The sequence below is a fragment of the Marinococcus tarijensis genome (genome assembly GCF_054971385.1).
This window is the reverse complement of sequence record NZ_JBQOJA010000018.1, coordinates 18,818-42,976: the sequence shown is the minus strand read 5'-3', so window position 1 is coordinate 42,976 and position 24,159 is coordinate 18,818. Positions and strand designations below refer to the sequence as shown.

25 protein-coding genes are annotated in these 24,159 nt (G+C 48.0%); 11 read left to right on the top strand and 14 right to left on the bottom strand.

The window, feature by feature from the left end:
* The first annotated feature begins 48 nt into the window (after window positions 1-48).
* The 4 genes from ACTTK7_RS11195 to ACTTK7_RS11180 all read left to right on the top strand — a co-directional run bounded on the left by ACTTK7_RS11195 (window position 49) and on the right by ACTTK7_RS11180 (window position 4,775).
* Entirely contained in the window at window positions 49-1,476 is a 1,428-nt protein-coding gene (locus tag ACTTK7_RS11195; RefSeq protein WP_462868198.1) for an aldehyde dehydrogenase family protein, read from the top strand.
* A 12-nt stretch (window positions 1,477-1,488) separates the two neighbouring features.
* The gene (locus ACTTK7_RS11190) at window positions 1,489-1,971 is read left to right on the top strand and encodes a hypothetical protein (RefSeq protein WP_462868197.1); all 483 of its coding nucleotides are present in this window, start codon (window positions 1,489-1,491) and stop codon (window positions 1,969-1,971) included.
* A 109-nt stretch (window positions 1,972-2,080) separates the two neighbouring features.
* Window positions 2,081-3,604, top strand: a complete 1,524-nt coding sequence (locus ACTTK7_RS11185; protein ID WP_462868196.1) for a sodium:solute symporter family protein — start codon at window positions 2,081-2,083, stop codon at window positions 3,602-3,604.
* Window positions 3,597-4,775 carry an iron-containing alcohol dehydrogenase gene (locus ACTTK7_RS11180; protein WP_462868195.1) on the top strand — a complete coding sequence of 393 codons (1,179 nt, stop codon included), beginning with the start codon at window positions 3,597-3,599 and terminating at the stop codon, window positions 4,773-4,775. Before ACTTK7_RS11185 ends, ACTTK7_RS11180 begins: the two co-directional genes overlap by 8 nt.
* A 42-nt stretch (window positions 4,776-4,817) precedes the next feature.
* Here ACTTK7_RS11180 and ACTTK7_RS11175 read toward each other — a convergent pair whose 3' ends face one another.
* Entirely contained in the window at window positions 4,818-5,756 is a 939-nt protein-coding gene (locus tag ACTTK7_RS11175) for an ABC transporter substrate-binding protein (protein ID WP_462868194.1), read from the bottom strand.
* A gap of 205 nt (window positions 5,757-5,961) precedes the next feature.
* Here ACTTK7_RS11175 and ACTTK7_RS11170 point away from each other — a divergent pair, with 205 nt between their 5' ends.
* Window positions 5,962-7,137, top strand: coding sequence for an aminotransferase class I/II-fold pyridoxal phosphate-dependent enzyme (locus tag ACTTK7_RS11170; protein WP_462868193.1), 1,176 nt, complete (start codon window positions 5,962-5,964; stop codon window positions 7,135-7,137).
* A gap of 22 nt (window positions 7,138-7,159) precedes the next feature.
* Here ACTTK7_RS11170 and ACTTK7_RS11165 read toward each other — a convergent pair whose 3' ends face one another.
* A complete protein-coding gene (locus ACTTK7_RS11165; protein ID WP_462868192.1) occupies window positions 7,160-7,606 on the bottom strand; it encodes a DUF4385 domain-containing protein in 447 nt (148 codons plus the stop codon).
* 179 nt (window positions 7,607-7,785) lie between these two features.
* Between ACTTK7_RS11165 and ACTTK7_RS11160 the strand changes: the two genes are divergently transcribed.
* From ACTTK7_RS11160 to dhaM, 4 genes are read left to right on the top strand one after another with little or no spacing between them, the layout of a single operon-like run.
* Window positions 7,786-8,268 (top strand): DinB family protein, encoded by a 483-nt coding sequence (locus tag ACTTK7_RS11160; RefSeq protein ID WP_462868191.1) that lies wholly within the window; start codon window positions 7,786-7,788, stop codon window positions 8,266-8,268.
* Between the two features lie 18 nt (window positions 8,269-8,286).
* On the top strand, window positions 8,287-9,255 hold the full coding sequence (gene dhaK / locus ACTTK7_RS11155; RefSeq protein WP_462868190.1) for a dihydroxyacetone kinase subunit DhaK: 969 nt from the start codon (window positions 8,287-8,289) through the stop codon (window positions 9,253-9,255).
* Between the two features lie 7 nt (window positions 9,256-9,262).
* Window positions 9,263-9,883, top strand: a complete 621-nt coding sequence (dhaL, locus tag ACTTK7_RS11150; protein WP_462868189.1) for a dihydroxyacetone kinase subunit DhaL — start codon at window positions 9,263-9,265, stop codon at window positions 9,881-9,883.
* A complete protein-coding gene (dhaM, locus tag ACTTK7_RS11145; protein WP_091614182.1) occupies window positions 9,883-10,284 on the top strand; it encodes a dihydroxyacetone kinase phosphoryl donor subunit DhaM in 402 nt (133 codons plus the stop codon). The genes dhaL and dhaM overlap by 1 nt, the downstream gene beginning before the upstream one ends.
* A gap of 107 nt (window positions 10,285-10,391) precedes the next feature.
* On the opposite strand, the gene ACTTK7_RS11140 is transcribed toward dhaM, so the two are convergent.
* From ACTTK7_RS11140 to ACTTK7_RS11110, 7 genes are all read right to left on the bottom strand, one after another.
* Window positions 10,392-11,663, bottom strand: a complete 1,272-nt coding sequence (locus ACTTK7_RS11140; RefSeq protein ID WP_462868188.1) for a multidrug effflux MFS transporter — start codon at window positions 11,661-11,663, stop codon at window positions 10,392-10,394.
* 108 nt (window positions 11,664-11,771) lie between these two features.
* On the bottom strand, window positions 11,772-12,077 hold the full coding sequence (locus ACTTK7_RS11135; RefSeq protein WP_462868187.1) for a hypothetical protein: 306 nt from the start codon (window positions 12,075-12,077) through the stop codon (window positions 11,772-11,774).
* Window positions 12,078-12,086: 9 nt separating this feature from the next.
* Window positions 12,087-13,064 (bottom strand): Gfo/Idh/MocA family protein, encoded by a 978-nt coding sequence (locus tag ACTTK7_RS11130; RefSeq protein ID WP_462868186.1) that lies wholly within the window; start codon window positions 13,062-13,064, stop codon window positions 12,087-12,089.
* A gap of 31 nt (window positions 13,065-13,095) precedes the next feature.
* Window positions 13,096-13,458, bottom strand: coding sequence for a hypothetical protein (locus tag ACTTK7_RS11125; RefSeq protein ID WP_462868185.1), 363 nt, complete (start codon window positions 13,456-13,458; stop codon window positions 13,096-13,098).
* 160 nt (window positions 13,459-13,618) lie between these two features.
* Window positions 13,619-14,677, bottom strand: a complete 1,059-nt coding sequence (locus tag ACTTK7_RS11120) for a M20/M25/M40 family metallo-hydrolase (protein WP_462868184.1) — start codon at window positions 14,675-14,677, stop codon at window positions 13,619-13,621.
* Window positions 14,678-14,763: 86 nt separating this feature from the next.
* Window positions 14,764-15,996 carry a DNA polymerase IV gene (locus tag ACTTK7_RS11115; RefSeq protein ID WP_462868183.1) on the bottom strand — a complete coding sequence of 411 codons (1,233 nt, stop codon included), beginning with the start codon at window positions 15,994-15,996 and terminating at the stop codon, window positions 14,764-14,766.
* Window positions 15,997-16,127: 131 nt separating this feature from the next.
* Window positions 16,128-16,586 (bottom strand): MarR family winged helix-turn-helix transcriptional regulator, encoded by a 459-nt coding sequence (locus tag ACTTK7_RS11110; protein ID WP_322526611.1) that lies wholly within the window; start codon window positions 16,584-16,586, stop codon window positions 16,128-16,130.
* Between the two features lie 495 nt (window positions 16,587-17,081).
* On the opposite strand from ACTTK7_RS11110, the gene ACTTK7_RS11105 reads away from it, so the two are divergent.
* Window positions 17,082-17,897, top strand: a complete 816-nt coding sequence (locus tag ACTTK7_RS11105) for an MBL fold metallo-hydrolase (RefSeq protein WP_462868182.1) — start codon at window positions 17,082-17,084, stop codon at window positions 17,895-17,897.
* Window positions 17,898-17,945: 48 nt separating this feature from the next.
* On the opposite strand, the gene motB is transcribed toward ACTTK7_RS11105, so the two are convergent.
* Both motB and motA read right to left on the bottom strand, forming a co-directional pair.
* Window positions 17,946-18,710, bottom strand: a complete 765-nt coding sequence (gene motB / locus ACTTK7_RS11100; protein ID WP_462868181.1) for a flagellar motor protein MotB — start codon at window positions 18,708-18,710, stop codon at window positions 17,946-17,948.
* A complete protein-coding gene (motA, locus tag ACTTK7_RS11095; protein ID WP_462868180.1) occupies window positions 18,703-19,515 on the bottom strand; it encodes a flagellar motor stator protein MotA in 813 nt (270 codons plus the stop codon). Before motA ends, motB begins: the two co-directional genes overlap by 8 nt.
* A gap of 173 nt (window positions 19,516-19,688) precedes the next feature.
* Here motA and ACTTK7_RS11090 point away from each other — a divergent pair, with 173 nt between their 5' ends.
* The gene (locus ACTTK7_RS11090) at window positions 19,689-20,546 is read left to right on the top strand and encodes a M15 family metallopeptidase (protein WP_462868179.1); all 858 of its coding nucleotides are present in this window, start codon (window positions 19,689-19,691) and stop codon (window positions 20,544-20,546) included.
* Window positions 20,547-20,577: 31 nt separating this feature from the next.
* Here ACTTK7_RS11090 and prpB read toward each other — a convergent pair whose 3' ends face one another.
* The 3 genes from prpB to mmgD are packed head-to-tail and all read right to left on the bottom strand — an operon-like array spanning window position 20,578 to window position 24,069.
* The gene (gene prpB, locus ACTTK7_RS11085) at window positions 20,578-21,495 is read right to left on the bottom strand and encodes a methylisocitrate lyase (protein ID WP_462868178.1); all 918 of its coding nucleotides are present in this window, start codon (window positions 21,493-21,495) and stop codon (window positions 20,578-20,580) included.
* A gap of 14 nt (window positions 21,496-21,509) precedes the next feature.
* Window positions 21,510-22,937, bottom strand: coding sequence for a bifunctional 2-methylcitrate dehydratase/aconitate hydratase (locus ACTTK7_RS11080; RefSeq protein WP_462868177.1), 1,428 nt, complete (start codon window positions 22,935-22,937; stop codon window positions 21,510-21,512).
* A 13-nt stretch (window positions 22,938-22,950) separates the two neighbouring features.
* Window positions 22,951-24,069: a citrate synthase gene (gene mmgD / locus ACTTK7_RS11075; protein ID WP_462868176.1), complete on the bottom strand. Its 1,119-nt coding sequence runs from the start codon at window positions 24,067-24,069 to the stop codon at window positions 22,951-22,953.
* Between the last annotated feature and the right edge of the window lie 90 nt (window positions 24,070-24,159).

Here is a 24,159-nt window from a genome sequence, read left to right as displayed (position 1 = left end):
TTCGCTTCCGAGAATACGTATTCACAAATATTGTTAGGAGGATGAAGCATGAAAAAGGGTTTATTTTTATTAGGACAGGATAAGGCGGCTGCAAATTACTATCCGGTTTTTAATCCCCACACGGAAGATCTGATTGGAGAAGCAGCGGACGGCATGCCCTCCGAGATGAATGAAGCAATAGAAAAAGCAGATGAAGCTTACAAAAAAATGAAAGCGTTAACATCAATCGAAAAAGCCGGAATTTTATTCCGTGCTGCAACGATTCTGCAGGGTAGAAAGGAAGAAGCTGCACGGATTATTTCTCAGGAAGCGTGTAAACCGGTCACTGCTGCCCGCACAGAAGTCCAGCGGACCGTGCAGACTCTGCAATTTTCAGGCGAAGAGACCAAGAGAATGAACGGGGAATACTTACAGTTAGACGCTGCAGAAGGTGGTGAAGGGCGGGATGCCTATACACTCCATGAATCAATCGGAGTGGTCGGAGCAATTACTCCTTTTAATTTTCCATTAAATCTTGTTACTCATAAGGTGGGCCCGGCAATAGCGGCAGGAAACACGATCGTAGTTAAACCAGCGGAGCAAACTCCTTTTTCAAGCATGCTTTTGGCCGAAATATTAAGCGAAGCAGGTCTTCCCTCAGGGGCAATAGCAGTAGTTCCCGGAGATGGAAAAACGCTGGGAGAGGTAATGCTTCAGGATGAACGGATTAAAAAGATATCTTTTACCGGCAGCCCGGAAATAGGAAAGCTGCTGAAAGCAGAAGCCGGCCTGAAAAAAATGACTCTTGAATTAGGAAGTAACTCGCCGATGTATGTGGATCAATCATGCCGTGGGGAAATCAGTGAAGTGGCTGAGAAATCAGTAAAGGGAGCATTCGCTTATAATGGACAGGTTTGTTTAAGCACTCAGCGTATTTATGTGCATGAAGAAATTTTTGATGAGTTTATACAGGAGTGCTCAGCAAAAACTGCTCTGCTTCAATTCGGAGACCCTTTGGAAGAAGGTACGGAGGTCTCAAGCCTGATCAATAAAAAATCACAGCAGCGTCTGTATGAATGGGTAAAAGAAGCGGAAGCGGAGGGAGCAGAGGTTCTGACAGGAGGAGAAAAAATTGGTAATGGCTTAGAGCCAACGATTTTATTCAATGTTTCTTCTGCATCCTCTATATCCTGCAAAGAAGCTTTTGGCCCGGTGGTGATCATCAACAAAGTAAAAAATTCTGAAGAAGCTCTGGAGCAAATGAATAACAGCCGATTTGGCTTGAATGCGGGAGTGTTTACAAATGATCTGAAACAGGCTGTTGATATGGCGCACCGCATAGAAGCCGGACAGGTTCTCATTAACGATGTACCCACTCTCCGTTTCGACCATATGCCTTACGGGGGAGTGAAGGATTCCGGCTACGGAAGGGAAGGGGTAAAATATGCTGTCGAAGAAATGACGGAATTAAAAATGATAAGTATAAAATACCGTTAAGGAGAGAGTAGTATGCAAATACAGACAATGAGAGGAACGAAAAAAGAGTATTTGTTTACTTGTTATTATCCTAAGTACGCAGCCGAATGGATTGTAACGTTTCAGACCCTTTTCGGCGAACGAACAGAAAAAATTGTTACCGCGGGAGATGGAATAACAAATCAGCAGGGAATTATAGATGGCCTGCCGGTCTGTGAAACCATCGATGTGCGAAACGAAGAAGTTATTCCTTATGAAATCGAAAAGCAAAAATTTCAGGAGCAGGGAGCAGAGACGTTAAGAAAATACTTTTTATATCAACGCCGTTCCTGGAAAGTGCCTGTAGTAAAGCGGGAGAAGACGTATGTTTTTTATGCCCCTTACCAAATTGAAAATGCAAAAAAACTTAACAGCGATAAGGTCAAAGTAATGTTATACGAAGTAAGTTCAGAATCTTACGATAAATTAGAAAAATTCCCTATTATTCAGCAATTTTATCAAGAAAGGAGAGAATAAAATGAACTTCCTGATAATTATGGCCATTTGTATAGTTGGCACCTGGGTCGGGATGGCACTGACACTTTGGAAAACAAATATTCTAAAAGAAAAAGAATAGGGGGATTCTATGAATACACAAATTGTAACCTATTCCTGGATTTTTATGGCCATATTTATTCTAATGATGCTTTATTTCGGCTGGGTTGGAATGAAAAGAACAAAAACATCAGAGGATTTTGCTACCGCAAGGTCAAGCTATAGTCCATTAGTAATCGCCTTAGTAATTGCAGCAGGTATATCCAGCGGCTCCACATTTATGGGGATGCCGGGACTTGCTTACAGTATCGGAACCCCGAGTCTCTGGTATCCGCTTCTTTACCCTATAGCTACTGTCATTGGCATGCTTTTTGTAGCTAAGGTTATAAAGAAATACGGCGATGAATTCGGTACAAGAACGATTCCGGAATTTATTGGCGAAAGATATAAAAGTGATTTTTTGAGAATAGCACTGACGATTATTTCCATTCTGCTTATTTTTTACGTCGTTTCTCAATTTGTTGCTGCTGCGACAATGTTTCAGACTATGATGGGTGTTGATTACGGGGTTGGTTTAATTATCACAGCAGCAGTACTTGCTGTGTATGTATTTATGGGAGGCTCCCACTCAGATATTATTACCGATGCCGTACAGGGATTCCTGATGCTGATAGTAGCTATTACAGTATTTGTTTGCTTTATGACGAGCGTAGGAGTCAATGGTGGCTTTACTGATATGCTGAACACAGTGAGTAATGAAAATCCCCAGGGCGGCTTTAATCAATTGTTTCTTCCCGGTGATAACACGTACGGAGCCTTTTGGCTGGTAGCCTTACTATTTGTAGCTCACTTGCCTTTTTCCGTGCAGCCGCACCTTGGTAACAAATTTATGGCTGTGAAAGGCAGTAAAGATATTAGAAAGCTGATTATGTATTGTACTATTTTTGCTACAATCCTCCCTTTAATGGCGTTGGGCGGCATGCTTGGGGTGGCCGTAGTCGGTGCAGACGCAGGTATTAGTCCCGACCAGATAATCCCGGTGCTTTTCAGTGAAATATTCCCGCCAATAATTGCAGCATTTCTGGCAATTGCTGTGCTGTCTGCTGTAATGTCGACTTCGGACGGTCTGATAGTATCACTGACCCAGCTGCTCGCTAACGACTTGTATCGTAAAACGATTGTACCCAGAATTAATATTTCAAAAGCAAAAGCGGAACGGTATGAATTAATCATCAGTCGCTACAGTACATTTTTAGTGATAATTGCAGCAATATTTTTCGCCTGGTCTCCACCGGAGTTCCTCGCAGTATTCATGTGGATCGGTATCGGCGGAATCATGGCAGCTACGGCGGGACCTATCGTCGTTGGCGGTATATGGGACCGCGCAAATAAAACAGCGGCTATTTCATCTTTAATAGCAGCAACAGTTGTATACTGGTTTGTGTATCTGCCAATTGGCCTTAACTTCTCTAATCCATTTGGAGCTGCTGGTATTGGAGTTATTGTCGGCATGCTCACGATGTTTATTGTAACTATAGCAACTACCGAATCCCCGAAGGAACGTGGTTTAGATATAAAACAAAAACCAAATACAAGGAGTGGGAAAAATGTATAAATCGTTTGTTTCACCAATCAGAATTGTTTCAGGTAAAGGAGCAGTAAATGAAATACCAGCTTTACTGAAGTCCCACCAGGCAGAGCGGGTGATGGTATTTGCCGACCCGGGGGTGGTGGAGGGCGGCATTACAGCTCCTTTAGAAGCCCAGTTGAAAGAGGCCGGGGTAAAATATGAAATATATTCCGATCTAAAGCCGGAGCCGCCTGTAGAAATTGGAAAGAATGCCCTGCAGGCATTAAAATCATTTGATGCAGATTTTGTTATCGGAATCGGAGGAGGAAGCTCCCTTGATATCGCAAAGGCAGTTTCTGTACTGCATGGTAACGAAGGGTCCATTGAGAATTATTTAAACCTTTCAGGAGATAAAACTCTTACAAGCCGAGGGCTGCCAAAGCTTTTAATACCAACAACTGCCGGTACGGGGGCAGAAGTAACAGATATAAGCGTATTTTCGCTCGAAGGTACTAAAGACGTTATCACCCATGAATTTTTACTGGCAGATGTTGCTGTGGTAGATCCGGATCTAACGATGACGGTGCCGCCTAAGATTACTGCTGCTACAGGAGTGGACGCTCTTACTCATGCGGTGGAAGCATATATTTCTGTTAACAGCACCCCGCTGACAGATGCTCTCGCTTTGGATGCAATGGAAAGAATAGCGAAAAACATTCGTACAGCTGTATGGAACGGCAGTAATGAAGAGGCGCGTGCACAAATGAGCTGGGGAAGTATGACTGCAGGATTAAGCTTTTATAACGCAGGTGTTGCTGGTGTACATGCTTTAGCTTATCCATTAGGGGGGTTATTTAAAATACCTCACGGTGAATCGAATGCTGTACTTCTTCCCTACATCTTTGATTACATCTGGCCTTCCTGCATGGAAAAAATGGGAGTAATAGCAGAGCGGATAGGGGCGAATACTGAAGGATTATCAAAAAGGGAAGCCGCAATAGCGGGTGTGCGGGAGTTGAAAAGTATTGTTGAAGATGTAGGAATTCCTTCTACATTGGAGAAATTCGGGATTAAAGAAGGTGACCTTGTGAAGCTGGCAGAAAGTGGAGAAAAGCAGACAAGACTTTTAGCAAGAAGTCCGAAGCCGTATTCTTATCAGGATATTTTAGAAAGATATGAAGCGGCTTATGAAGGTACTTTAGAAATTAACAAATAAGTAAAAAAGGCCCTGTTCTTATTAAAAGAACGGGCCTCTGTTTTATTCGCCGGTGATTTTTTCTACTGAATCGTTGAGCTGATATTCTCGGCCAAGCAGCGTGAAGTCACTCCATTTTGTATTATTTACATAATAAAATTGGTCGTTTTGAACGGCTTCGGTATCAGCAAGCAGATCATCCACAAGCTCCTCGGACTGTTCTGTCGGCTCTCCCTGATCGGTTAGGACGAACAGATAGTCTGCGCCTTCCACATAGTCAGGCACTGTTTCAAGAGAGATAGCCTGCGTTTCCGTATTTTCTTCGACACCTGCTGTTGGTTCAAGCCCGGCGCCTTCATACAAACCGGCAAAGACGGATTGGTCGTGCACGTATACTTCCTTACCGATAAATTGGACGACGGCTGCAGTTGCATCCTCCGGCACGTCATTGTCTGCAAGTGTCTGTTTGGCTTCCTCGGCCTGTTGTTCATATTGGGTCAGCCATTCTTCGCTTGCGTCTTCTTCATTTAATGCATCAGCAGTATTCTGAAGCTGCTCTTCCGGTGTATCATCAAAGGAAGTCATATATACCGGAGCAATTTGTTCGAGCTGGTCGAGAGAGTCAGACTGATAGTCCGATAAAAGAATCATGTCCGGGTCAAGCTCGTTGATCTGTTCTACGTTTGGCGTATCGCCGCCAACGCTTTCCACTCCTTCGAGCTGATCGCCGTACGTATCGAGATAATATTCAGAAGTGCCTATTGGCTGTTCATCAAGAATCAGCATGTCTGCCACATTCTGCAGGGCTACGACGTTCTGCGGATCTGCCGGAATCTCTACTTCCCGGCCGGTCGGATCAGTGACTGTTCTTGTTTCTGCTTCCGCATTTTCCCCGCTGTCTTCATTTTCTCCGGAGCCTCCGGATGAACCATTGCCGCAGGCGGCAAGCACAAATAAAAAGGCGAATCCAACTGCAAATAAAGAAATCCACTTTTTAACCAATATGTATATCCCCCCCCTAGTTGATAATAATAATCATTTGCATGACTATTATATGGTATTCATTTTATAATTACAATGTAAACCTCTGGAACTAAACAAAAAATAGAAGGGATGTGCTTTTATTTATTTAACGTTACACTGAGGGTACTTTGTTTTTACGATTGTAAAATATACGAGGGAGACTCTGCGTACAGGAGGAAATTTTATGCGATTTGAACCGTCTGAACAAATCGACCGACTGCCGGAACAGTTTTTTGCTTCGCTTTCAAGAAAAGTCCAGGCACTGAAAGAAGAAGGCAGGGATTTAATCAATCTGGGACAGGGAAATCCTGATCAGCCGACGCCGGCACCTATCGTGGAAAAAATGAGGAGTGCCGCTGAAAAGCCGGAATATCATAAATATTCCCCATTTCGGGGCTATGATTTTTTGAAGCAGTCCGCGGCTGATTTTTATCAGCGGGAATACGGTGTGACGCTGGATCCAAAAACGGAAGTGGCGGTTTTATTCGGTGCAAAAACAGGGCTTGTGGAGATCAGTCAGTGTCTCCTTAACCCGGGGGATACTGCTTTACTGCCGGATCCGGGTTATCCTGATTATCTTTCGGGAACAGCTCTTGCCAATGCAGAAACGGCTTTTATGCCGCTAAAAAAAGAAAATAGTTTTCGCCCTGATTTTCGGCAGATTGAAGCAGATGTGCTGAACCGGGCAAAAATGATGTTTTTAAATTATCCTAACAATCCGACTGCCGGTACCGCTACGGCGGAATTTTTTGAAGAAACGCTCCGGACTGCTGTGCAGCACCATATTTGTGTCGTTCACGATTTTGCCTATGGGTCGCTCGGCTACGACAGCGAAAAACCGCCCAGCTTTCTTCAGACCCCCGGAGCCAAGGAAGTGGGGGTGGAAATGTACACCCTTTCGAAAACGTTTAATATGGCCGGATGGCGTGCAGCTGTGGCGGTGGGAAATGCTTCGGTTATAGAGATGATCAATAAAATTCAGGATCATTTGTATGTAAGTTTGTTTGGCGCAGTTCAGGAAACAGCAGCGTATGCGCTTGATCACGGAGCAGAGATGGCTGAAGATATACTGAAGGTTTATGAAAGCAGGAGAAATGTATTTATTCAGGCGCTTCATGATCACGGCGTAGCGGTGCAGGCGCCACGGGGTTCTTTTTTTGTATGGATGGAGGTGCCAGGAGGCTACACCTCCGCTTCGTTTACCGAAGAACTGCTCGAAGAAGCGGGTGTAGTAGTTGCGCCGGGCCACGGCTTTGGCAGCATGGGAGAAGGGTACGTCCGCATTGGTCTGCTCGAAGAGGAAGAGCGCTTAAAAGAAGCAGCTGAGCGGATAGCGGGCGTGGCCGCAAAGGTGAAATAAAGAAGCTGTTTAACTTTTTAAGTCATCCATATTTTTGCTGATGGTCTTTTTTCCATGATAAATAGGTTTCGTCCTCCCGTGCCTTAATCCATTTTTCCTCAAAAATCCGGGCGGATTCAGCTTTTTCTTCATTGATCTGACGTTCATTCACGTTACCGTTCTTGTCGTATTTTTTGCCTCCTTTATAGTTGGCGTACCGTCGTGAGCGCGTATAGCCCATCTGCAGAAATTTTCTTGCCATATCCATTCCGACGAAATCCTTTTGTTTTTTATACTCCAAAAACAATTCGTAAATCTGCCGGGAAGATTCCTCGGCAATGTCCGGGGTCTTAAACCTCCAGTACGGCAGAATTTCGCTTTTGTACGGTTCCACCATTAAAACGCCCTGTTCCCCGCGTCCTACCCGGTACTTTTCTGGCTTCTCACGAAAATTAACACGGTCAAAATCTTCTTCATAGTTAAAACTCATAAGCATTCTCTCCTTTTTGCCTTTGTTCTCTTTGCCCGAAAATGAGGAGATTTATGTGTGAAATTGCACCCTTGTTTAGGATTTATTTTTCTTGAAAAAGGGAACAAACAGTATGCAAGGAAGAAAGAAGGATTATCGAACATACACATCGAATCCTTGTGTTAGATGGAGGTTTTGAGATGGAATATACTGAAAATGTACGCAGCCAGCTTCTGGAGGAAATCGAACCAGTGCCGGAAGCAGATTGGAACATAAAAACAGACGCCACTGATTGGAGCGTGGCCCAGGTGGTCGAGCACCTCCGGTTGTTTGAAGCCTTTGTAGGAAGAAGTATGAAAAGCGCCCTGGAAACAGAACCTACCACGAGGGCGGAAGAAAAGCCGATTCAAATGATGAAATACCGGCGCCGCCCGGCAGAAGCCCCGCAGGAGCTCCAGCCGGAGGACATGGAATATGGGAAGCAGGGCCTGCTTGAAGAACTGAAGGAAACAAGAGACTATATCCGTCACCTGGAGGAAAAACATACCAGTGAGGAATTAGCAGCACGTTCCATTTCGCATCCCAATTTTGGGCCTATGCCTCTTCATCAGTGGCTCGAAATGATCGGTCTCCACGAAGAGCGTCATATTGCTCAAATCCAAGATATAAAAGCAAGATTATAGACTGAGGGAGGAAAAGAAATGAAGAAGCTCATTAATGGTGTGGATCAGATTGTTTCTGAAATGGTGGAAGGATTGGTGGCCGCTCATCCTGATAAGCTACGGGCGATTGAAAACACAAATGTCATCGTGCGGGCAGACGCTCCGGTCAAGGGTAAGGTGGCGCTGATCAGCGGCGGGGGCAGCGGACACGAGCCTGCTCACGCCGGATACGTCGGGGAAGGGCTCCTCGATGCGGCAGTGAGCGGGGAAGTATTCACCTCTCCGACACCCGACCAGGTGCTTGAAGCCATTAAAGCTGTCGACAGCGGCTCCGGGGTTCTTTTGATCGTCAAGAACTACAGCGGGGATGTCATGAACTTTGATATGGCTGCCGATCTCGCAGAAGCAGAAGACATTACAGTTAAACAGGTCGTTGTACGGGATGATGTAGCGATTTCCAATCCGGAGGACCGCCGCGGTGTAGCAGGAACGACCCTTGTGCATATGATTGCAGGGGCAGCAGCGGCTGAGGGAAAAAGCCTGGACGAGGTGGAAGCAATTGCCCAGGGCGTGGCTGACAACGTGCGTTCGATGGGAGTCTCCCTTTCTCCGTGTACCGTTCCGGCCTCCGGCAAACCCGGCTTCACTCTCGATGAGAACGAGATGGAAATTGGAACCGGCATTCACGGCGAGCAGGGCGTAGAGCGGCGCGAGCTGATGCAGGCAGACGCCGTGACGGAAGAACTGGTTCAGCACGTGCTCGATGATATGCACCTAAATGATGGCAGCGAAGTAGCGTTAATGATCAACGGCCAGGGAGCGACCCCTTTAATGGAGCTTTACATTGTGGCACGAAAGGCTATTCAGCTGTTGAAGGACCGTGGTATTCACGTAAAGAAAACCTTTGTAGGAGAATATATGACGTCGCTTGAAATGACAGGATGCTCGGTAACGATTTTAAACCTCGATGAAGAACGGAAACAACTGTTACTATCCGGCAGGGAGTGAAGCTTTCATGGAACTAAGCGCAGCAGTAATGAAGCAATGGGCACTACGAATCAATGCAAAAATGCAGGAGCATAAGGACAGGCTTTCCGAGCTGGATCAGGCCATCGGAGACGGAGATCACGGGCATAATATGGCCCGCGGCTTTCAGGAAGTAGCCAACAAAGTGGAAGAAGCTTCCTACGATGACATTGGCGCCATGTATAAAGATGTGGCTTCTACACTCATTTCGAAAGTGGGAGGAGCTTCGGGGCCATTATACGGTACGGCATTTCTTAAAGCCGCCAATGTATGGAAGGGTAAAGACGTGCTTGACAGCGAAGCATTGACCGAAGGCATCGAGGCCGCCGTCGGCGGTATCGAAACGAGAGGCAAGGCTTCCCTCGGGGACAAGACAATGCTCGACGTATGGATTCCTGTACGGGATGAAATGAAAGAGCACGGCGCAGACGCAGAGAAGGCTGCCAAAACGGCAGCAAGCGAAGCAGAAGCTACCATCGACCGAATTGCCAAAAAAGGAAGAGCTTCCTATTTAGGCGAGCGTTCAAAGGGACATATGGACCCTGGAGCCTTTTCATCGCAGCTCGTTTTTGAAGCGTTGGCAGAAGTGTACAAAGAGGGGGCCTCTTAATGGCTAAAGTCAGCATCATCGTTATTTCTCATAGCAAAGAGCTCGCCGACGGCATCGTGGATCTCGTATCTCAGACGAAGCAGGAGGATGTTGCCATCGCTGCAGCAGGCGGAACTGAAGACGGAGAAATCGGCACTAGTGTAGACCGGATCACCGGCGCTGTGGAATCGGTTACGACGGAAGAGGGCGTGCTGCTTTTGTTTGACATTGGCAGTGCATTAATGAATGCGGAAATGGCTCTTGAAATGCTGCCGGAGCTCGAAGGCCGTATTACAATAGCTGATGCCCCGCTTGTGGAAGGAGCGTACATCGCTGCGGTCGAAGCAGGGATGGGGAAAACGCTTGAAGAAGTAAAAAAAGCAGCAGAATCGGCAAAGGAATGGAAAAAAATCGAGGATTAATGAATAAACCCTGCAGCCAGGCTTACAGCTGCGGGGTTTTCGTTGATATAGGGTTTTATACAAAAATTTGAAATGCCCGGAGGCTTCAGCACTCCGGGCATTTCAGGCTATGAGCTTGTTTTTGGTTTTGCATTTTTATAATAGGAGTCCCGAGAGGTTTTTTCTTTTTCGGCAGAAGGAGTTTTCGAAGCACGCGCTAGTAACACGTAGCTGAGTACTGCTGCAGCGTCTGCTCCAAAAATCACAATTCCCATCGGTACCGCTGTATGCTCTCCGGCGATGCCAACCAACGGGGCAGAGGCCGCGCCGAATAAAAATGGAAGCAGCCCGATTAACGCAGCAGCGCTGCCAGCCCGGTGGCCCTGTTCTTCCATCGCAAGAGAGAAAGAAGCTGTATTTACAAGCCCGAGGCTTGAAACGACGAAAAACATTGGAATGACGATAGCGGCAAGCGGTGCCTGAATCACGGTCATTGTTAATAGAACGGAGCTCGAAATGAGGGTCAGCCCGAGCCCGAAGGTGAGTATTTTTCGTTCCGGTACAATGCCGGCGAGCCGGCCGGTGGTCTGCGATCCGATAATGATGCCAATACCGTTAAGCGCGAATAAAAAGCCGAAGGTTTGCGGGGAAGCTCCGTAAATGCCTTGATAGACAAACGGCGTGCCGGAAACATAAGCAAAGATGCCGGCCATTTTTAATCCCTGGGCAAGGGCGAAGCCCATAAACAAACGGTCCTTTAATAAACTGCCAAAGGTGCGTACAGTTTCTTTTATATCGCTGTCGGAACGGTTCGTTTCCGGGAGGGTTTCCGGAAGCAGGGATAAAACAATAATAAAGATAATAATTCCTATTGCGCTTAGTACGGCAAAGACGCCGTTCCATGTCGTGAAGTTAAGAATGGCTCCGCCAAGCACTGGAGCAAGTATTGGAGCAAGGCCGTTTACAAGCATCAACAGGGAAAAGAATTTTGTCAGTTCTTTCCCGGAATACATGTCCCGGACAATTGCCCGGGAAATAACGATGCCGGCCGAAGCTGAAAACCCCTGCAGGAAACGGCAGGCAATCAGGATCCAGATTGTTGGGGCGAATATACATAAAATAGAAGCGGCAATATAGATAAATAAGAAAATAGATAGCGGTTTTTTTCTTCCATTCACATCACTCATAGGGCCGACGATTAATTGGCCAAAGGCGAGGCCGAGCAGGCAGGCTGTTAAACTGAGCTGGACAAGCGATGCACTCGTATCAAGGTCCTGGGCTATAGAAGGGAAGCTGGGTAAATACATGTCGATAGTCAAAGCGCCGAATGCAGCCAGCGAGCCCAACAGAATAGCCAGGCCGATCCGTTTTTTGGACGATACTGCCTGTGTGGAACTCATGGTAGAATCTACTTCCTTGTTAAATGATTTATGTATTATGGGACACGTCTGTTTTTTGCACACAAGAGAGGATTCTAACATAGGGCATATAAAAAGAAAAGCCCGTTTTTAAGACGAACTTTTCCCGGATTTTGTTTCCATAGCAGCAAACAGCAGATGCCAGCACTCCGCAGCAAGAGCGAAAAAAATAATAATAAGCGCTCCGGCCCATTCCTGAAAAAAGGCTACAGCAATAATTCCGTACCACGAGCATCGAAGCAGGTGCTGAAGCGGAGGCATCCATAAAAAGCACAGCGGCCGGAAGAGAAGAAAAAAGGCAAAGCTGAACAGGAAAAATACATATTCCTGAGTCAGGTCTACGGCAAATACAGCACTTAACCCTTCATTTATTAAGGAAAAAAAGGAAAGATTCATCACCTTCCGCTACTCCTCGGTATCTGCAGGAAAGCGGACGCCGATCTGTGCACGTATTTCATCAAGCACCTGCAGTACTTGAATAGAGCGTTCGATAGGAATGTGCGGCACATCTTCACCGGCGCACAGCTGAATAAAGGCCTGTATTTCGTGAGCCATGGAATCCTCCTGATTGTTTTCCCAGAGGACAGTCGTTTCATCTTTTTTTGTAAGGGTAACCCGGTGCATATGGTTAATATGGTCAATGGTGATCGTGCCGTCTTCACCCTGCAGCTCCACTGGCTGGGTGGAAGCAGAAATTTTTGAATAGCTGACAACAGCCTGGGCTTCGGGATAGCCTAAAAGAGCAGCGGCCTGGCCGTCGGCTCCGGTTTCAAGCAGATAGCCATGCGCCTGTACTGTATGCGGCATGCCGAGGAGTTCAAGGGCGGGGTGGAGGCAGTAGATGCCAATATCCATCGAGGCCCCGTTGGAAAGCTCGGGCTTAAAAGCGTTGAGCACGGTCCCCTCGCGGTAGGCGTCGTAGCGGCTCGAATACTGGCAATAGGAAATCGATGCCCGGCGGAGCTTTCCGATTTCTTCCAGGTGGTTCGAAACAGTCTCCCAGGCCGGGAAATACATATTTTTGATCGCTTCCATAATGGTGACGCCGTATTCTGAAGCAGCGGCAAGAAGCCGCTTTGCCTCTTCCGCATTAGAGCACATCGGCTTTTCACAGATGATGTGCTTGCCGTGCTGGATACCGGCCATAGCTATGGAAAAGTGATGTCTCGTAGGGCTTGCAATATACAGCGCTTCAACGTTTGTGTCCCGGCAAAGCTGCTCTAAATCATCGTAAGCCGAAGGCGCATCGTACTGATCCGCAAGCGTTTGGGCACGTTCAATATTCCGTGAATATACCGCCTGCAGCTGAAAGTCTTCAAGCGAACTGCCAGCCTGAATGAACGCTTCGGTGATCCAGTTTGTTCCCACAGTGGCAAAATTCATTATGTAAAACCTCCTTAAATGTCAGCTGATCCTAAGAGCTTCCTTTTCTTTTCCGGTTCGTCCGTGTTTTTGCTTCCGCCTTTGGGATGGAAGCCCGCCGTTTTCGTTCCTCAAAAAAGAGAAAAAACTGGTCGTATGCCTCCACAGCAGCTGCAAAGCCAAGAATGAAGAAAATGGATCCGGCCTCCTGCAGCAGAACATAACCGAGGGCTGCGTACCACAGCATTTTTAACAGCCGGGCCGCTGCCGGTTTCCATAAAAAAAAGATAGGACGCAGTAAAAGATACAATAAAATAGCGAGAACAAATACAGCGATATTTTCGCCGAAGGTCCCCGGCACCCGGGAAATAATTTGATCGATGATTTGTCCGAATTCTGCTAAGCGTTCTTCCATTGGCTGCAGCTCCTTTAAGTGATGTAGATACAAATATTCATAACTGTATCGTAGCGGTTTTAGCTTCAAATGAACAGCCTTGAATCAAAAAAGTACAAATGATAAAAGCTCTCTTCCGGAAAAAGAAGAGAGCGTGAAATAAAAGATACACAAAAGTAAATTACGGACGGAGAGGCCGCAGGTCTTCATTTTCCTGCAGGGAACAAATGTATTCGACCAGCAGCTCGATAACATTTTCGATATCGTCCATGCTGGCTGTCTCCACCGGGGCGTGCATATACCGGAGAGGAAGAGATACATTGACGCTTGGAATACCGTTGCCAGCGAGACGAAGCCGGTCGGCGTCAGTACCGGTCACCCGCGGAGTGAGCTCGTATTGCACGGAGAGACCGGCTTTTTTGGCCGCCTGCTCCAGCCCTTCATTAGCGGTCGGGTGAATCGGAGCTCCTTTGGCAAGGACAGGACCGCCGCCTAGTGCTACTTCTGTTTCCTGATTCGGATTGGACCCGGGGTAATCATACGCAAATGTAACGTCGAGGGCAATTGCTAAATCCGGACGGAGACCGGCGCCGGCAAAATGAGCCCCTCCCATGTTTGTTTCTTCGTTGACCGTGCTCACGCCATAGACGCCCACCGCCGGGCGTTTGTTGTGCAGACGGCGCAGAACTTCTGCAGTAATAAAGGCCCCTGTCCGGTTGTCGAGCCCCCGTCCGCTGAAACGGTTGTTTAACAACTTTTCGGGCGTGCGCTCATAAACGCCTGCATCGCCGACGGAAAGATATTTTTCCATTTCTTCTTTGCTATTAGCTCCAAAGTCTATGTATAGATCGGAAAAGGCGAAATCTTTTTTACTACCGCCCTTGTGTTCCGCATTGACGCCCGTAACGCCGGTGATAGGTCCCTGCCTGCCCTGAAAGGTCACTTTCATTCCCAGTGCAGGTGCCTGGCTGATGCCGCCAAGCTTTTCCACCCGTACGAAGCCGCTGCTGTCGATAGACTTTACAAGAAAGCCGATTTCGTCACAGTGACCGGCTAAAAGTACGTGAAACGGGGCTTCCGGATTGATGACGCCCCAGGCATTGCCTATCGTGTCTGTGTGAACTTCATCCGCATACGGAGAGACGTACTGAAGCCACTTACGCTGAATAGCCATTTCGTGGCCGGATGGAGAGGGAGTTTGGAGCAGATCGTATAGAAACTGTTCAGATGATTCCTTCATAAGTTTTCCTCCTTGGATGTACAATTTATTACAGCATCCCGTTTTTCGGCTTTGCCGTCAACTCCTGTTCCTGAAGGAGACGGGATCTACTTGTAGTGACCACCGATTTTTTCTGCGCGGGCAAGGGCCTGGCCGCCGGGTAGAAGTGATGAGGCCTGGAGCACAGCTGCCGGTCCGTACCGGTCTTTGAGGGCATCGATCGTTTTGTTTAAATCTTCCCGTTGCTCTTTTTCGGAAAACAAATCCAACTGCATAAATTGATTGCTTTCAAGCTGCTGCAGGCTGACGCTCAGTCCCCGGACCGGGTAGTATGTCCAATGTTTACGAAACAGGGAGGCGGCGGCTTCGTAGATAGCTTTGCCGTCATTAATCGGTTCGGCCTGGGAGGCCTGCCGCTGAAAATGAAGAGAATTGCCTTTATCATGGCCTTCGGCTCCTACGGCGACTGTCCAGCCGATGCAGCCCTCCGCCCGGGCCCGGCGCCCCGCCTCTTCGCTCAGTTCGCGAAGCACGATGCTGATATCATCCCAGCTCGAGTAATCACGGGGGAGGGTCATATGGTGGCCGACAGCCTTTCGGCGCGTATGAGTGCCGGGAGAGACAGGGGAAGGGTCAACGCCGTGCGCTGTCTGCCATAGAAGCTCTCCGTTCAGGCCAAAGCGGTGCCGCAGCTCTTCCACAGGGTAGGCAGCAAGGTGGCCGGCTTTTCGAATCCCCATCTGCCGCAGGTGTTTTTCCATCCGGCGCCCGACTCCGAACAGATGATTCACAGGCAGAGGCCAAAGTGTGGAAGCCAGCTGTTCCTGCTTCAGGGTGAAAATCCCATCGGCCGATTTTTTGGCAAAATGGTCACAGGCCATTTTGGCGAGAACCTTGGTTGCTCCGATGCCGGTCCGGGGATAGACGCCGAACGCCCGAAGAAGATGCCGGTTGATGAACAGAGCTGCCTGCTCCGGCGTGGAAGCGGTATGTTTGTATGTATGTGTCATATCTGCAAACAGCTCGTCCACGCTGTAGGGTTCTATTTTATCAGTGTAGGCTTCAAGCGCTGTGGCAATTTGTACAGAAATTTTTAAATACAGCTCCATGCGCGGAGGGATAATAGCGAGCCCTGGACACTTTTGCTGTGCTTCTCCAAGTGTTTCGGCTGTTTTCACTCCTTCGCGTTTGGCAATAGGGCAGGCAGCCAAAATCACCCCGCTACGGATGGACGGATCTCCGGCTACAGCTGTTGGTTTATGCTGCAGATTGGAATAATACAGCTTTTCAACGTTGGCGTAGAACGACTGCATGTCAATAAGGAAAATAACCCGCTCCACGGCCCATCCCTCCTTTGATGAAACAATTGTTTCTTTCTATAGAGTATACCTCAAAATAAACATTTTAAACGAACAAACGTTCTTGTTTTTGGTAAAAAAACCAGGCCCTGCTCGAGGGCCCGGCATGTGAATTATGAAGAAGGAAGACCCCTTTTTTGTACGAGGGTGTTATTAAATCGCTCGAGCAGCTGGGCAAATTGGTCACGCTCTTCCTTATCCCAGTCAGCTAACAGACTGTCATACATATGAATCCGTTCCTGCTTCAGCGTATTGATTGCCTCGATTCCTTCGTTCGTAATAAAAATCTGGTTGACCCGTTTGTCGTGATGATCCGGGCGGCGGGAAACAAAACCTTTTTTCTCCAGCGAGTGAATCTGGCGACTGAGTGTCGAAATATCGAGGAGGAAGTGATCAGCTAATTCACGTGCAGAACGGGGGCTCTGCTGGTGCAGCACCTGAAGAATCAAATATGCGGAACGATCCAGGCTGCTTGCCTGACTGTCAAGCGTCCGCTTAAAATCTGCCCGGCGCATTAACGTTACCACGCCAGTTTCAATTAGTTCGAGCATTTCCTTATCATGTTCGTTCATCGGGGCCCCTCCAATTCCAATCGGTCTTTTTCTCTATTGTAATATAGATCAGGACCGAAAAAAGAGATAAGCGTAAAACGATATATATAAAACGAAAATGACGTACGTTTTTTCCTAGTCGGCTCGCTGCATAGCCCTTCTTTCAGCGTATTCGAGGCATTTTTCGCAGACAAATACTTTTTCATCCTGTTTTGTGAAGTAGGGGCGCATATAAGGAGTTTTTGATCTGCAGTAGTAGCAGCGTTTTGAGAAAGAGAGGCTTTTTATCCATTGCTTCAGCAACAAAATTCCCTCCTTTTGTATTAGGATGTATGTGTACGATAAGAGAAAGGGAGGGTGAATGCGAACGATTTGCTTATGAAAAACAAAAGTGGCCGCTCTGCTTTTATATGAATTTATATAATTATTCAATAAAATAATACTTCAATTCATGAATGAAACCTTTCATTTTCGGGAAAGAAACTGTAAATGAAGACTAATAAGAAGGTGATCAGTGTGGCAAAAAGATTAGACCGTGAACAATGGAGCGTATTCCAAAGCGAGCTCTATCAGACAAATACGACTGTCGTAGTGACAGATGATTTAATTTTAATCACAGATCCTACATGGCTTCCAGCCGAAATTGAAGAAATAAGGAATTTTGTTGAAGAACGAAAAAAGGGCCAGCCGGTATATTTGCTGCTGACTCATTCGGATTTTGATCACATTATTGGAGCCGGCGCTTTCCCCGAAGCAACTATCATTGCTTCCCGTGGATTTAATGCGAGGTCGGATAAAGAAGAGATTGTGCAGGAAATGAAAGAGTTTGACGGTGCATACTATATTCACCGCAGCTATGAAGCCATGTATCCGAAGCCGGATATCATTGTTGACTCGGATGAGCAGGTGCTTACAGAAGGAGAAACTAAAATTACGTTCTATCTGGCGCCGGGTCATACCGTGGATGGACTGGCGGCTATCGTAGAGCCGCTCGGTCTTTGTATCGCCGGGGACTATTTAAGCAATGTAGAGATCCCGATTATTGAATATCACAGCGAGTCCTACCAGTTTACGTTAAAGAAGCTGGATGAACTCTGGAAAGACGGCAAATACAATACCGTGGTTCCGGGACATGGTCTGGTTGCTTCGAAGCCGGAAGAAATAGAGAAACGCCTCCGGGATTCAGAATGGTATATTGAAAATACGAAAAAATCGTTGGAAGATCCATACGTGGAGAGCGCCATTTTTGCATTTATTGACCGTCATAAATTTGAAGCACCGTTAAAGCATGTCCATGAAAAGAATAAAGAACAATTGAAAACGGAAAGATAGAAAACTGGCTGCTCTGTAAAGGGCAGCCAGTTTTTGGTTTGATATTTCTTATTCGGAGGATTCGGTTTGGTTACGCGGAAGAATTAATACCTCCACGCGTCTATTCTGGGCACGGCCTTCTTCGGTATCATTAGAAGCAACCGGCTCAAACTCGCCGAACCCCTTGGCACTGAAGTCTCTTGGATCGAGGTCAGGGTTTTCGAGCACAATTTCCATAAAATGCACCGCCCGCATGACGCTGAGTTCCCAGTTTGTGCTGAAGTCCGCATTCGCGATAGGGGTGTCATCCGTATGGCCGCTGATAATAATGTTGCGCGGGGGATTTAGTACAAGCAGCTCGGACATATCCTCGGCCGTTTCCAGAGCTTCTTCGCGTATTTCTGCTTCCCCAACATTGAACAGGATGTTGTCTTTAATGGAAAGGAGCAGGCCGTCATCGGAGAGGCGGGTCGTAAACTGGCCCTCAAGTCCCCGTTCATCAATAAATCCTTCGACTCTCTCCTGAAGCTCGGCAAGTTCGTTTCGATCCTCAGCTTCTTCGGTGACTGTGGCTGTCGGAGGGCTTTCATCGATGTTGTCTTCGGCATTCAGCTCTTCGACAGAGCTTCCGGATTCGTTGATGCCGCTTCCGCCAGTGAAAACCGAGTTAAAGGAATCGGAAATCTGATCAAATTTCCGGGCGTCCACCTCGCTTGATGCAAATAACACAATAAACAGCGCAAGCAGCAGGGTCAAGAGGTCTGCGTAGGGAAGAAGCCACGCTTCACTGACGTGCTCCTCCTCTTCCTTTTTCCGCTGCCGCCGTCTAGCCATTTTCGGTCCCTTCCTTCCATTCGGTTTCCTGGGCCGCTTCCATAATCTTTTCACGATCCTTCGCCGGAACGTACATTAGAAGCTTTTGTTCAATCGTTTTTGGGGGCTGGCCCTCCTGAACCGATAATACACCTTCAATCATGACACTGCGGACATGGATTTCGTGCTTGGATTTGCGCTTGAGTTTATTGGCAAAAGGGTGCCAGAGCACGTAGCCGGTGAAAATACCGAGGAGGGTGGCTACGAAGGCAGCACTGATTGCTTCTCCAAGTTTATCAATGTCAGACATGTCGGCAAGCGCCGCAATAAGACCGACCACAGCGCCCAGTATACCAAGTGTAGGGGCGTAGGTTCCTGCCTGGGTAAAAATAGAAACGCCTGTTTGATGACGGGATTCAATGGCTTCGAGCTCTTCGCTCATAATGTCACGGATGAAGTCCGAATTCTGTCCGTCCACCGCCATCGTCATACCGTTGCGGAGAAAGGGGTCCTGGATATCCTGGACGTCCCCTTCGAGAGCCAGAAGGCCTTCCTTTCTTGCTGTCTGTGCCCAGCTGGAGAACATGGGCACAAGCTGGGCGACGCTCCATTCGTTTTGGTTTTTAAATAAAACACCGAAAAGCTTCGGCACGTTTTTTAATTCATTACCAGGGAAAGCAATTACTACAGTGGCAATCGTGCCTCCAAAAATAATTAATAGAGCGGCCGGATTCAGTAGAGAGATGAGCTCCATCCCTTTTATGGCGATACCGCTCATGATAGCTGCGAATGCTATTATAATACCGATGATTGATGCCTTATCCATACGTATCAATCCTTTTATGTTTGATTCTACTGTTTATATCGGCGCTTGAGATGCTAACATAAAGACGGATGGAAAAATTCTTGAGGAAGTAAGGAATAATTAACTAGGCAGACGGTTTCGTAAACACGAAAAGCATGAAGACCGCCTTGAATGGCAGAGAGAGGATGCCCATGATGAAAAAATGGATAATCGTTGCAGGAATGTCAGGGCTTTTGGTCAGCGCCGGCTGTGCAAATAGCGGGAACGGAGACAGCGGGACTGATGAAGCTGAAGAAGCCTCTTCGGACGCTTCAGAGGAAAATAACGAAGAAAGTCAGGGAGAAACAGAGAGCGATGCAGAAGAGGAGACAGAGGAAACAGAGAATGACGAACAGTCAGATGCAGGAGAGGGGCCACCTGAGAGAGGAGAAGACGGGGATTTGGAGAATCCCTCGGCTACAGATGCTTTAATTAACCGGGAATACCACCTGCCGTCAGATTACGAACCGGAAAACTTAGTAATACCGGATGTGGCTTTCCCGTTTGAGGGAGAACCCCAGAAAAAGTATATGAGAGAGGAAGCAGCAGCTCAGCTGGAAACCATGTTCGCGGAGGCTGAAGAAGAGGAAATTGAGCTTTCGGCTGTGTCGGGATACCGTTCGTATGACCGCCAGGAAAGTATATTCGCAGCCAATGCGGAAGAAGACGGGGAGGAAGAAGCGAACAAATATAGTGCAAGGGCCGGAGAAAGTGAGCATCAAAGCGGTCTGGCTATGGACGTGAGTACTTCCTCTGTCGGCTATTCGTTAACGACAGATCTCGGCGATACGGAAGAAGGGGAGTGGCTTGAAGAAAATGCGCATGAATATGGCTTTGTAATCCGCTATCCTGAGGATAAAACGGATATTACCGGCTATCAGTATGAACCCTGGCACGTGCGGTACGTGGGAGAAGATTTGGCCGGAACGCTTCACGAAAATGACTGGGTGCTCGAAGAGTATTATGGAGAAGAGCTTGAAGAAGAGTCATCAAACAGCGAAGATGACAAATAAAGCCGGGGGCGGCGCCCCCGGCTTTATTTTTTTAATCTTCATCGATTGTCGGCAGCTCAGTTTTTGCGATTTTTTCATCCAACGCTTCGTAATCGTAGTACGAAATAGTACGGTACAGCTCTTCGCGTGTCTGCATATCCTCAAGCATATCCTTTTGGGTACCTTTGTCGTGAATTTCCTGAAAAACCCGTTCGACGGCTTTGGCTGCGGCCCGCAGTGAAGTAACCGGATAGATGATCATATTAAATCCCCATGATTCAAACTGATCCGCATGATAATACGGCGTGCGGCCAAACTCGGTCATGTTAGCAAGGAGCGGCGTGCCACTGAGGCTGTCCCCGGCACGTCGGAAATCCTCCTCGGCGGAGAGAGCTTCCGGGAAGATGCCGTCTGCTCCGGCTTCCCGGTAGAGAGCCGCCCGCTCCATAGCTGCGTCTATACCCTCCACGCCCTTGGCGTCGGTGCGGGCAATAACGGCAAGTGTCGGGGCAACTTCTTTGATAACTTTAATCTTTTGAACCATTTCTTCAGCCGATACCAGCTTTTTGCCATTTAAATGCCCGCATTTTTTGGGGAGGTCCTGGTCTTCAATCTGTACGGCAGCCACCCCGGCCTCGGTCATTTCCCGGGCGGTGCGTGCCACATCAAGCACCCCGCCAAAGCCGGTATCAATATCAACGAGCAGAGGGAGCTTTGCTGCGCGAACAATATCCCGGGCCCGTTCAGCAACTTCATGGGAATGAATGATGCCAAGATCCGGCAGGCCCCGGCTCGCGGTATAGGCAGCGCCGGATAGATATAAAATATCAAAGCCGGTGTCTCTGGCGATCAGTGCAGACATGCTGTCATGAACACCGGGAATCTTCACCGCCGGCTTCTGCTTAATACGGTCACGAAATAATTGGGCGAGTTCTTTTTGGGAAACAGGTTCTTCGGTTAACCAACTCAATGTATTTCCTCCTTTTAGTAAACCCAGTCTGACATAAAGTGATGAACAGGAGTTTCTGCCAGCCGGTCATGGTCGAGCATTTGTTCCAGAAGCAGGGAGGCCTGTTTCGGCGGGTAGTGGGCATTCAGATTCTGCCGGCATTTTTCGATAATCTGCGGCTTGGCCTCTTCCCGGCGGCGTTGGTGGCCGAGCGGGTATTCCACTTCTGCTGGAGCGGTGCTCGTGCCGTCCATAAAATGAACCTGCACCTGGTTGGGAATGGAACGCTTAGACGGATCCAGATAATCTTCAGTGTACTGTTTGTTTTCTTTCACGATCATTTTGTTCCGGAGCTGGTCAATCACGGGGTTTGCGGCAGCGGAATCCTCATAGTGATCAGCGTCAAGCCGGCCGAAGATCAAGCCGACGGCTGTCATATACTGCAGGCAGTGGTCCCGGTCCGCCGGATTTTGGAGTGGGCCGGTTTTATCGATAATACGGATAGCAGCTTCATGAGTAACGATATCGATACGTTCAATATCCTGCAGCCGTTCTTTTACATCCTGGTGCAGTTCAATAGCGGCTTCCACAGCGGTTTGAGCGTGGAATTCAGCCGGGAAGGAGACTTTGAACAGAACGTGTTCCATCACGTAGGCATCCATTTTTGGCACAGACAGCTCTTCTCCATTCATCATGACATCCTGAAAGCCCCAGCCTTTGGCAGAAAGAGCTGTAGCGTAGCCCATTTCCCCTTTGACCGCCATTAAGGCGAGGCGGACTCCGCGGCTGGTGGCATCGCCAGCGGCCCAGGATTTACGGGAGCCGGCGTTAGGATAGTGGCGATAAGTACGAAGGCTGGAGTTATCCACCCAGGCGTTGGATAAGGCGTTGATCATCTCCTGTTTGCTGCCGCCGAGCATATGGGTGACCACTGCTGTCGTAGCTACTTTAACGAGAAGCACATGGTCAAGCCCGACCCGGTTGAAGCTGTGATTTAAAGCGATGGATCCCTGAATTTCATGGGCTTTCACCATGGCGGTTAAAACATCGTTCATCGTCAGAGGCTCCCTGCCTTCTGCCACCCGCTTTCGGCTTAAATAGTCGGCAGTGGCAAGAATGCCCCCGAGGTTATCGGACGGGTGGCCCCATTCTTTAGCAAGCCAGGTATCGTTATAATCGAGCCAGCGGATCGCGCAGCCAATATTAAAAGCAGCATGTACCGGGTCAAGTTCGAACTGGGTGCCCGGCATACGGGCGCCGTTTGGGACGATCGTGCCCGGAACAATAGGACCCAGGTGCTTCGTGCACTCCGGATATCGTAATGCCAGGATCCCTGCCCCTAACGTATCCATTAATACATAGCGGGCGGTATCATACGCCTCGCTGCTTGAGATTTCCTGATCATATACATAGTCGGCAATGTCGGTCAGTAAAGCATCCGTCTGCTGCATCGTCTGGTTCATTTTATTTCCTCCTTTAGGTTAACGTGATGCCCCGTGGGCCAGTGTAGTTGACTCTCGGGCGGAACAAGCGGTTATTGCTGTGCTGCTCAATCACGTGAGCTCCGAGTCCCGCAGCCCGGGATGCAAAAAAGATAGGCGTATACTGATCGATCGGGAGGCCGAGCAGATAATACACAGGCGCTGCGTAGTAGTCGAGGTTTGGATGCAGTCCTTTTTCTTCTGCAATCAGCTCTTCACCGCGTACGCACATATCATACAGGTCCATGCGATCCTGCTTTTCCGCGAGTCGGTGCAGTGATTTTTTCATCAGTTGGGCACGCGGGTCCATTTTTTTCATATACACCCGGTGGCCAAATCCCATAATTCGTTCTTTGTTGGCCAATTTTTCACGGAAGAGATGCTCAACTCCGTCCGGGGTGCCGGCCTCGAGCAGCAGATGCATAACGGCTTCATTGGCTCCCCCATGCAAAGGCCCTTTCAGAGAAGCTACCGCCCCCGTGAAGGCACCATACATATCGGCCTGGGTGGAGGCAATCACCCGGGCTGCAAAGGTGGAGTTCGGCATTTCATGCTCAATGTAGGCCACAAGAGACTGGTCAAACACGTCGGTTTCCAATGCTGTGGGTGTTTTCCCGGTGAGCATGTGAAGCATATTGGCACTAAAAGACATGGAAGGGTCTGGAGAAATTAACGGTTCCTGCTGCTGCGTACGATAGCTGCCCGCCATAATGGCAGGTATAGCACCGAGCAGTTTAACCGCTTTTTCCTGATTGGCTTCTGTGGAATGGTCATGCATATGCCTTTCTGATCCGGCAAGCAGGGAAATGCCTGTACGGAGCATATCCATCGCACTCATCGAGGCCGGAAATAATGAAAAGGATGAAGTCAGGGGTTCCGGCAGCTCGAGCTGTTGATAAAGGCGGTCCTGGAATGACTCCTTCTCCGCTGCGTTTGGAAGAGAGCCGTAGAGAAGTAAATGAGCAACATCCAAAAAATGACGGTTTTCTGCTAATTCAATTAGGTCGTATCCGCGTATAACAATTTGTTCCTCCTCAACATCAAGATAGGAAATTGACGTCTCGGCAGCAATAACCCCTTCAAGGCCGGGGCTGTACTCGTTTTCTGCAGACATAGTGGTCCTCCTTTATTTTAAAGCGTTTTCAAAAACGGTTAAAAACATAAGCTGCTTCTTTGTATAATTGTATACAATTATTTGGAAAAA

What these genes read in the sequence shown, in the direction of transcription:
- ACTTK7_RS11195 (WP_462868198.1), top strand. Translation starts at nt 49, where the DNA reads ATGAAAAAGGGTTTATTTTTATTAGGACAGGATAAGGCGGCTGCAAAT.
- motB (WP_462868181.1), bottom strand. Translation starts at nt 18,710, where the DNA reads ATGGCTAGACGGCGGCAGCGGAAAAAGGAAGAGGAGGAGCACGTCAGT.
- ACTTK7_RS11130 (WP_462868186.1), bottom strand. Translation starts at nt 13,064, where the DNA reads ATGAATTTTGCCACTGTGGGAACAAACTGGATCACCGAAGCGTTCATT.
- ACTTK7_RS11185 (WP_462868196.1), top strand. Translation starts at nt 2,081, where the DNA reads ATGAATACACAAATTGTAACCTATTCCTGGATTTTTATGGCCATATTT.
- motA (WP_462868180.1), bottom strand. Translation starts at nt 19,515, where the DNA reads ATGGATAAGGCATCAATCATCGGTATTATAATAGCATTCGCAGCTATC.
- dhaK (WP_462868190.1), top strand. Translation starts at nt 8,287, where the DNA reads ATGAAGAAGCTCATTAATGGTGTGGATCAGATTGTTTCTGAAATGGTG.
- ACTTK7_RS11110 (WP_322526611.1), bottom strand. Translation starts at nt 16,586, where the DNA reads ATGAACGAACATGATAAGGAAATGCTCGAACTAATTGAAACTGGCGTG.
- ACTTK7_RS11165 (WP_462868192.1), bottom strand. Translation starts at nt 7,606, where the DNA reads ATGAGTTTTAACTATGAAGAAGATTTTGACCGTGTTAATTTTCGTGAG.
- ACTTK7_RS11140 (WP_462868188.1), bottom strand. Translation starts at nt 11,663, where the DNA reads ATGAGTTCCACACAGGCAGTATCGTCCAAAAAACGGATCGGCCTGGCT.
- ACTTK7_RS11080 (WP_462868177.1), bottom strand. Translation starts at nt 22,937, where the DNA reads ATGAACCAGACGATGCAGCAGACGGATGCTTTACTGACCGACATTGCC.
- ACTTK7_RS11180 (WP_462868195.1), top strand. Translation starts at nt 3,597, where the DNA reads ATGTATAAATCGTTTGTTTCACCAATCAGAATTGTTTCAGGTAAAGGA.
- ACTTK7_RS11125 (WP_462868185.1), bottom strand. Translation starts at nt 13,458, where the DNA reads ATGGAAGAACGCTTAGCAGAATTCGGACAAATCATCGATCAAATTATT.
- ACTTK7_RS11135 (WP_462868187.1), bottom strand. Translation starts at nt 12,077, where the DNA reads ATGAATCTTTCCTTTTTTTCCTTAATAAATGAAGGGTTAAGTGCTGTA.
- ACTTK7_RS11160 (WP_462868191.1), top strand. Translation starts at nt 7,786, where the DNA reads ATGGAATATACTGAAAATGTACGCAGCCAGCTTCTGGAGGAAATCGAA.
- ACTTK7_RS11190 (WP_462868197.1), top strand. Translation starts at nt 1,489, where the DNA reads ATGCAAATACAGACAATGAGAGGAACGAAAAAAGAGTATTTGTTTACT.
- dhaL (WP_462868189.1), top strand. Translation starts at nt 9,263, where the DNA reads ATGGAACTAAGCGCAGCAGTAATGAAGCAATGGGCACTACGAATCAAT.
- dhaM (WP_091614182.1), top strand. Translation starts at nt 9,883, where the DNA reads ATGGCTAAAGTCAGCATCATCGTTATTTCTCATAGCAAAGAGCTCGCC.
- ACTTK7_RS11120 (WP_462868184.1), bottom strand. Translation starts at nt 14,677, where the DNA reads ATGAAGGAATCATCTGAACAGTTTCTATACGATCTGCTCCAAACTCCC.
- ACTTK7_RS11170 (WP_462868193.1), top strand. Translation starts at nt 5,962, where the DNA reads ATGCGATTTGAACCGTCTGAACAAATCGACCGACTGCCGGAACAGTTT.
- mmgD (WP_462868176.1), bottom strand. Translation starts at nt 24,069, where the DNA reads ATGTCTGCAGAAAACGAGTACAGCCCCGGCCTTGAAGGGGTTATTGCT.
- ACTTK7_RS11090 (WP_462868179.1), top strand. Translation starts at nt 19,689, where the DNA reads ATGAAAAAATGGATAATCGTTGCAGGAATGTCAGGGCTTTTGGTCAGC.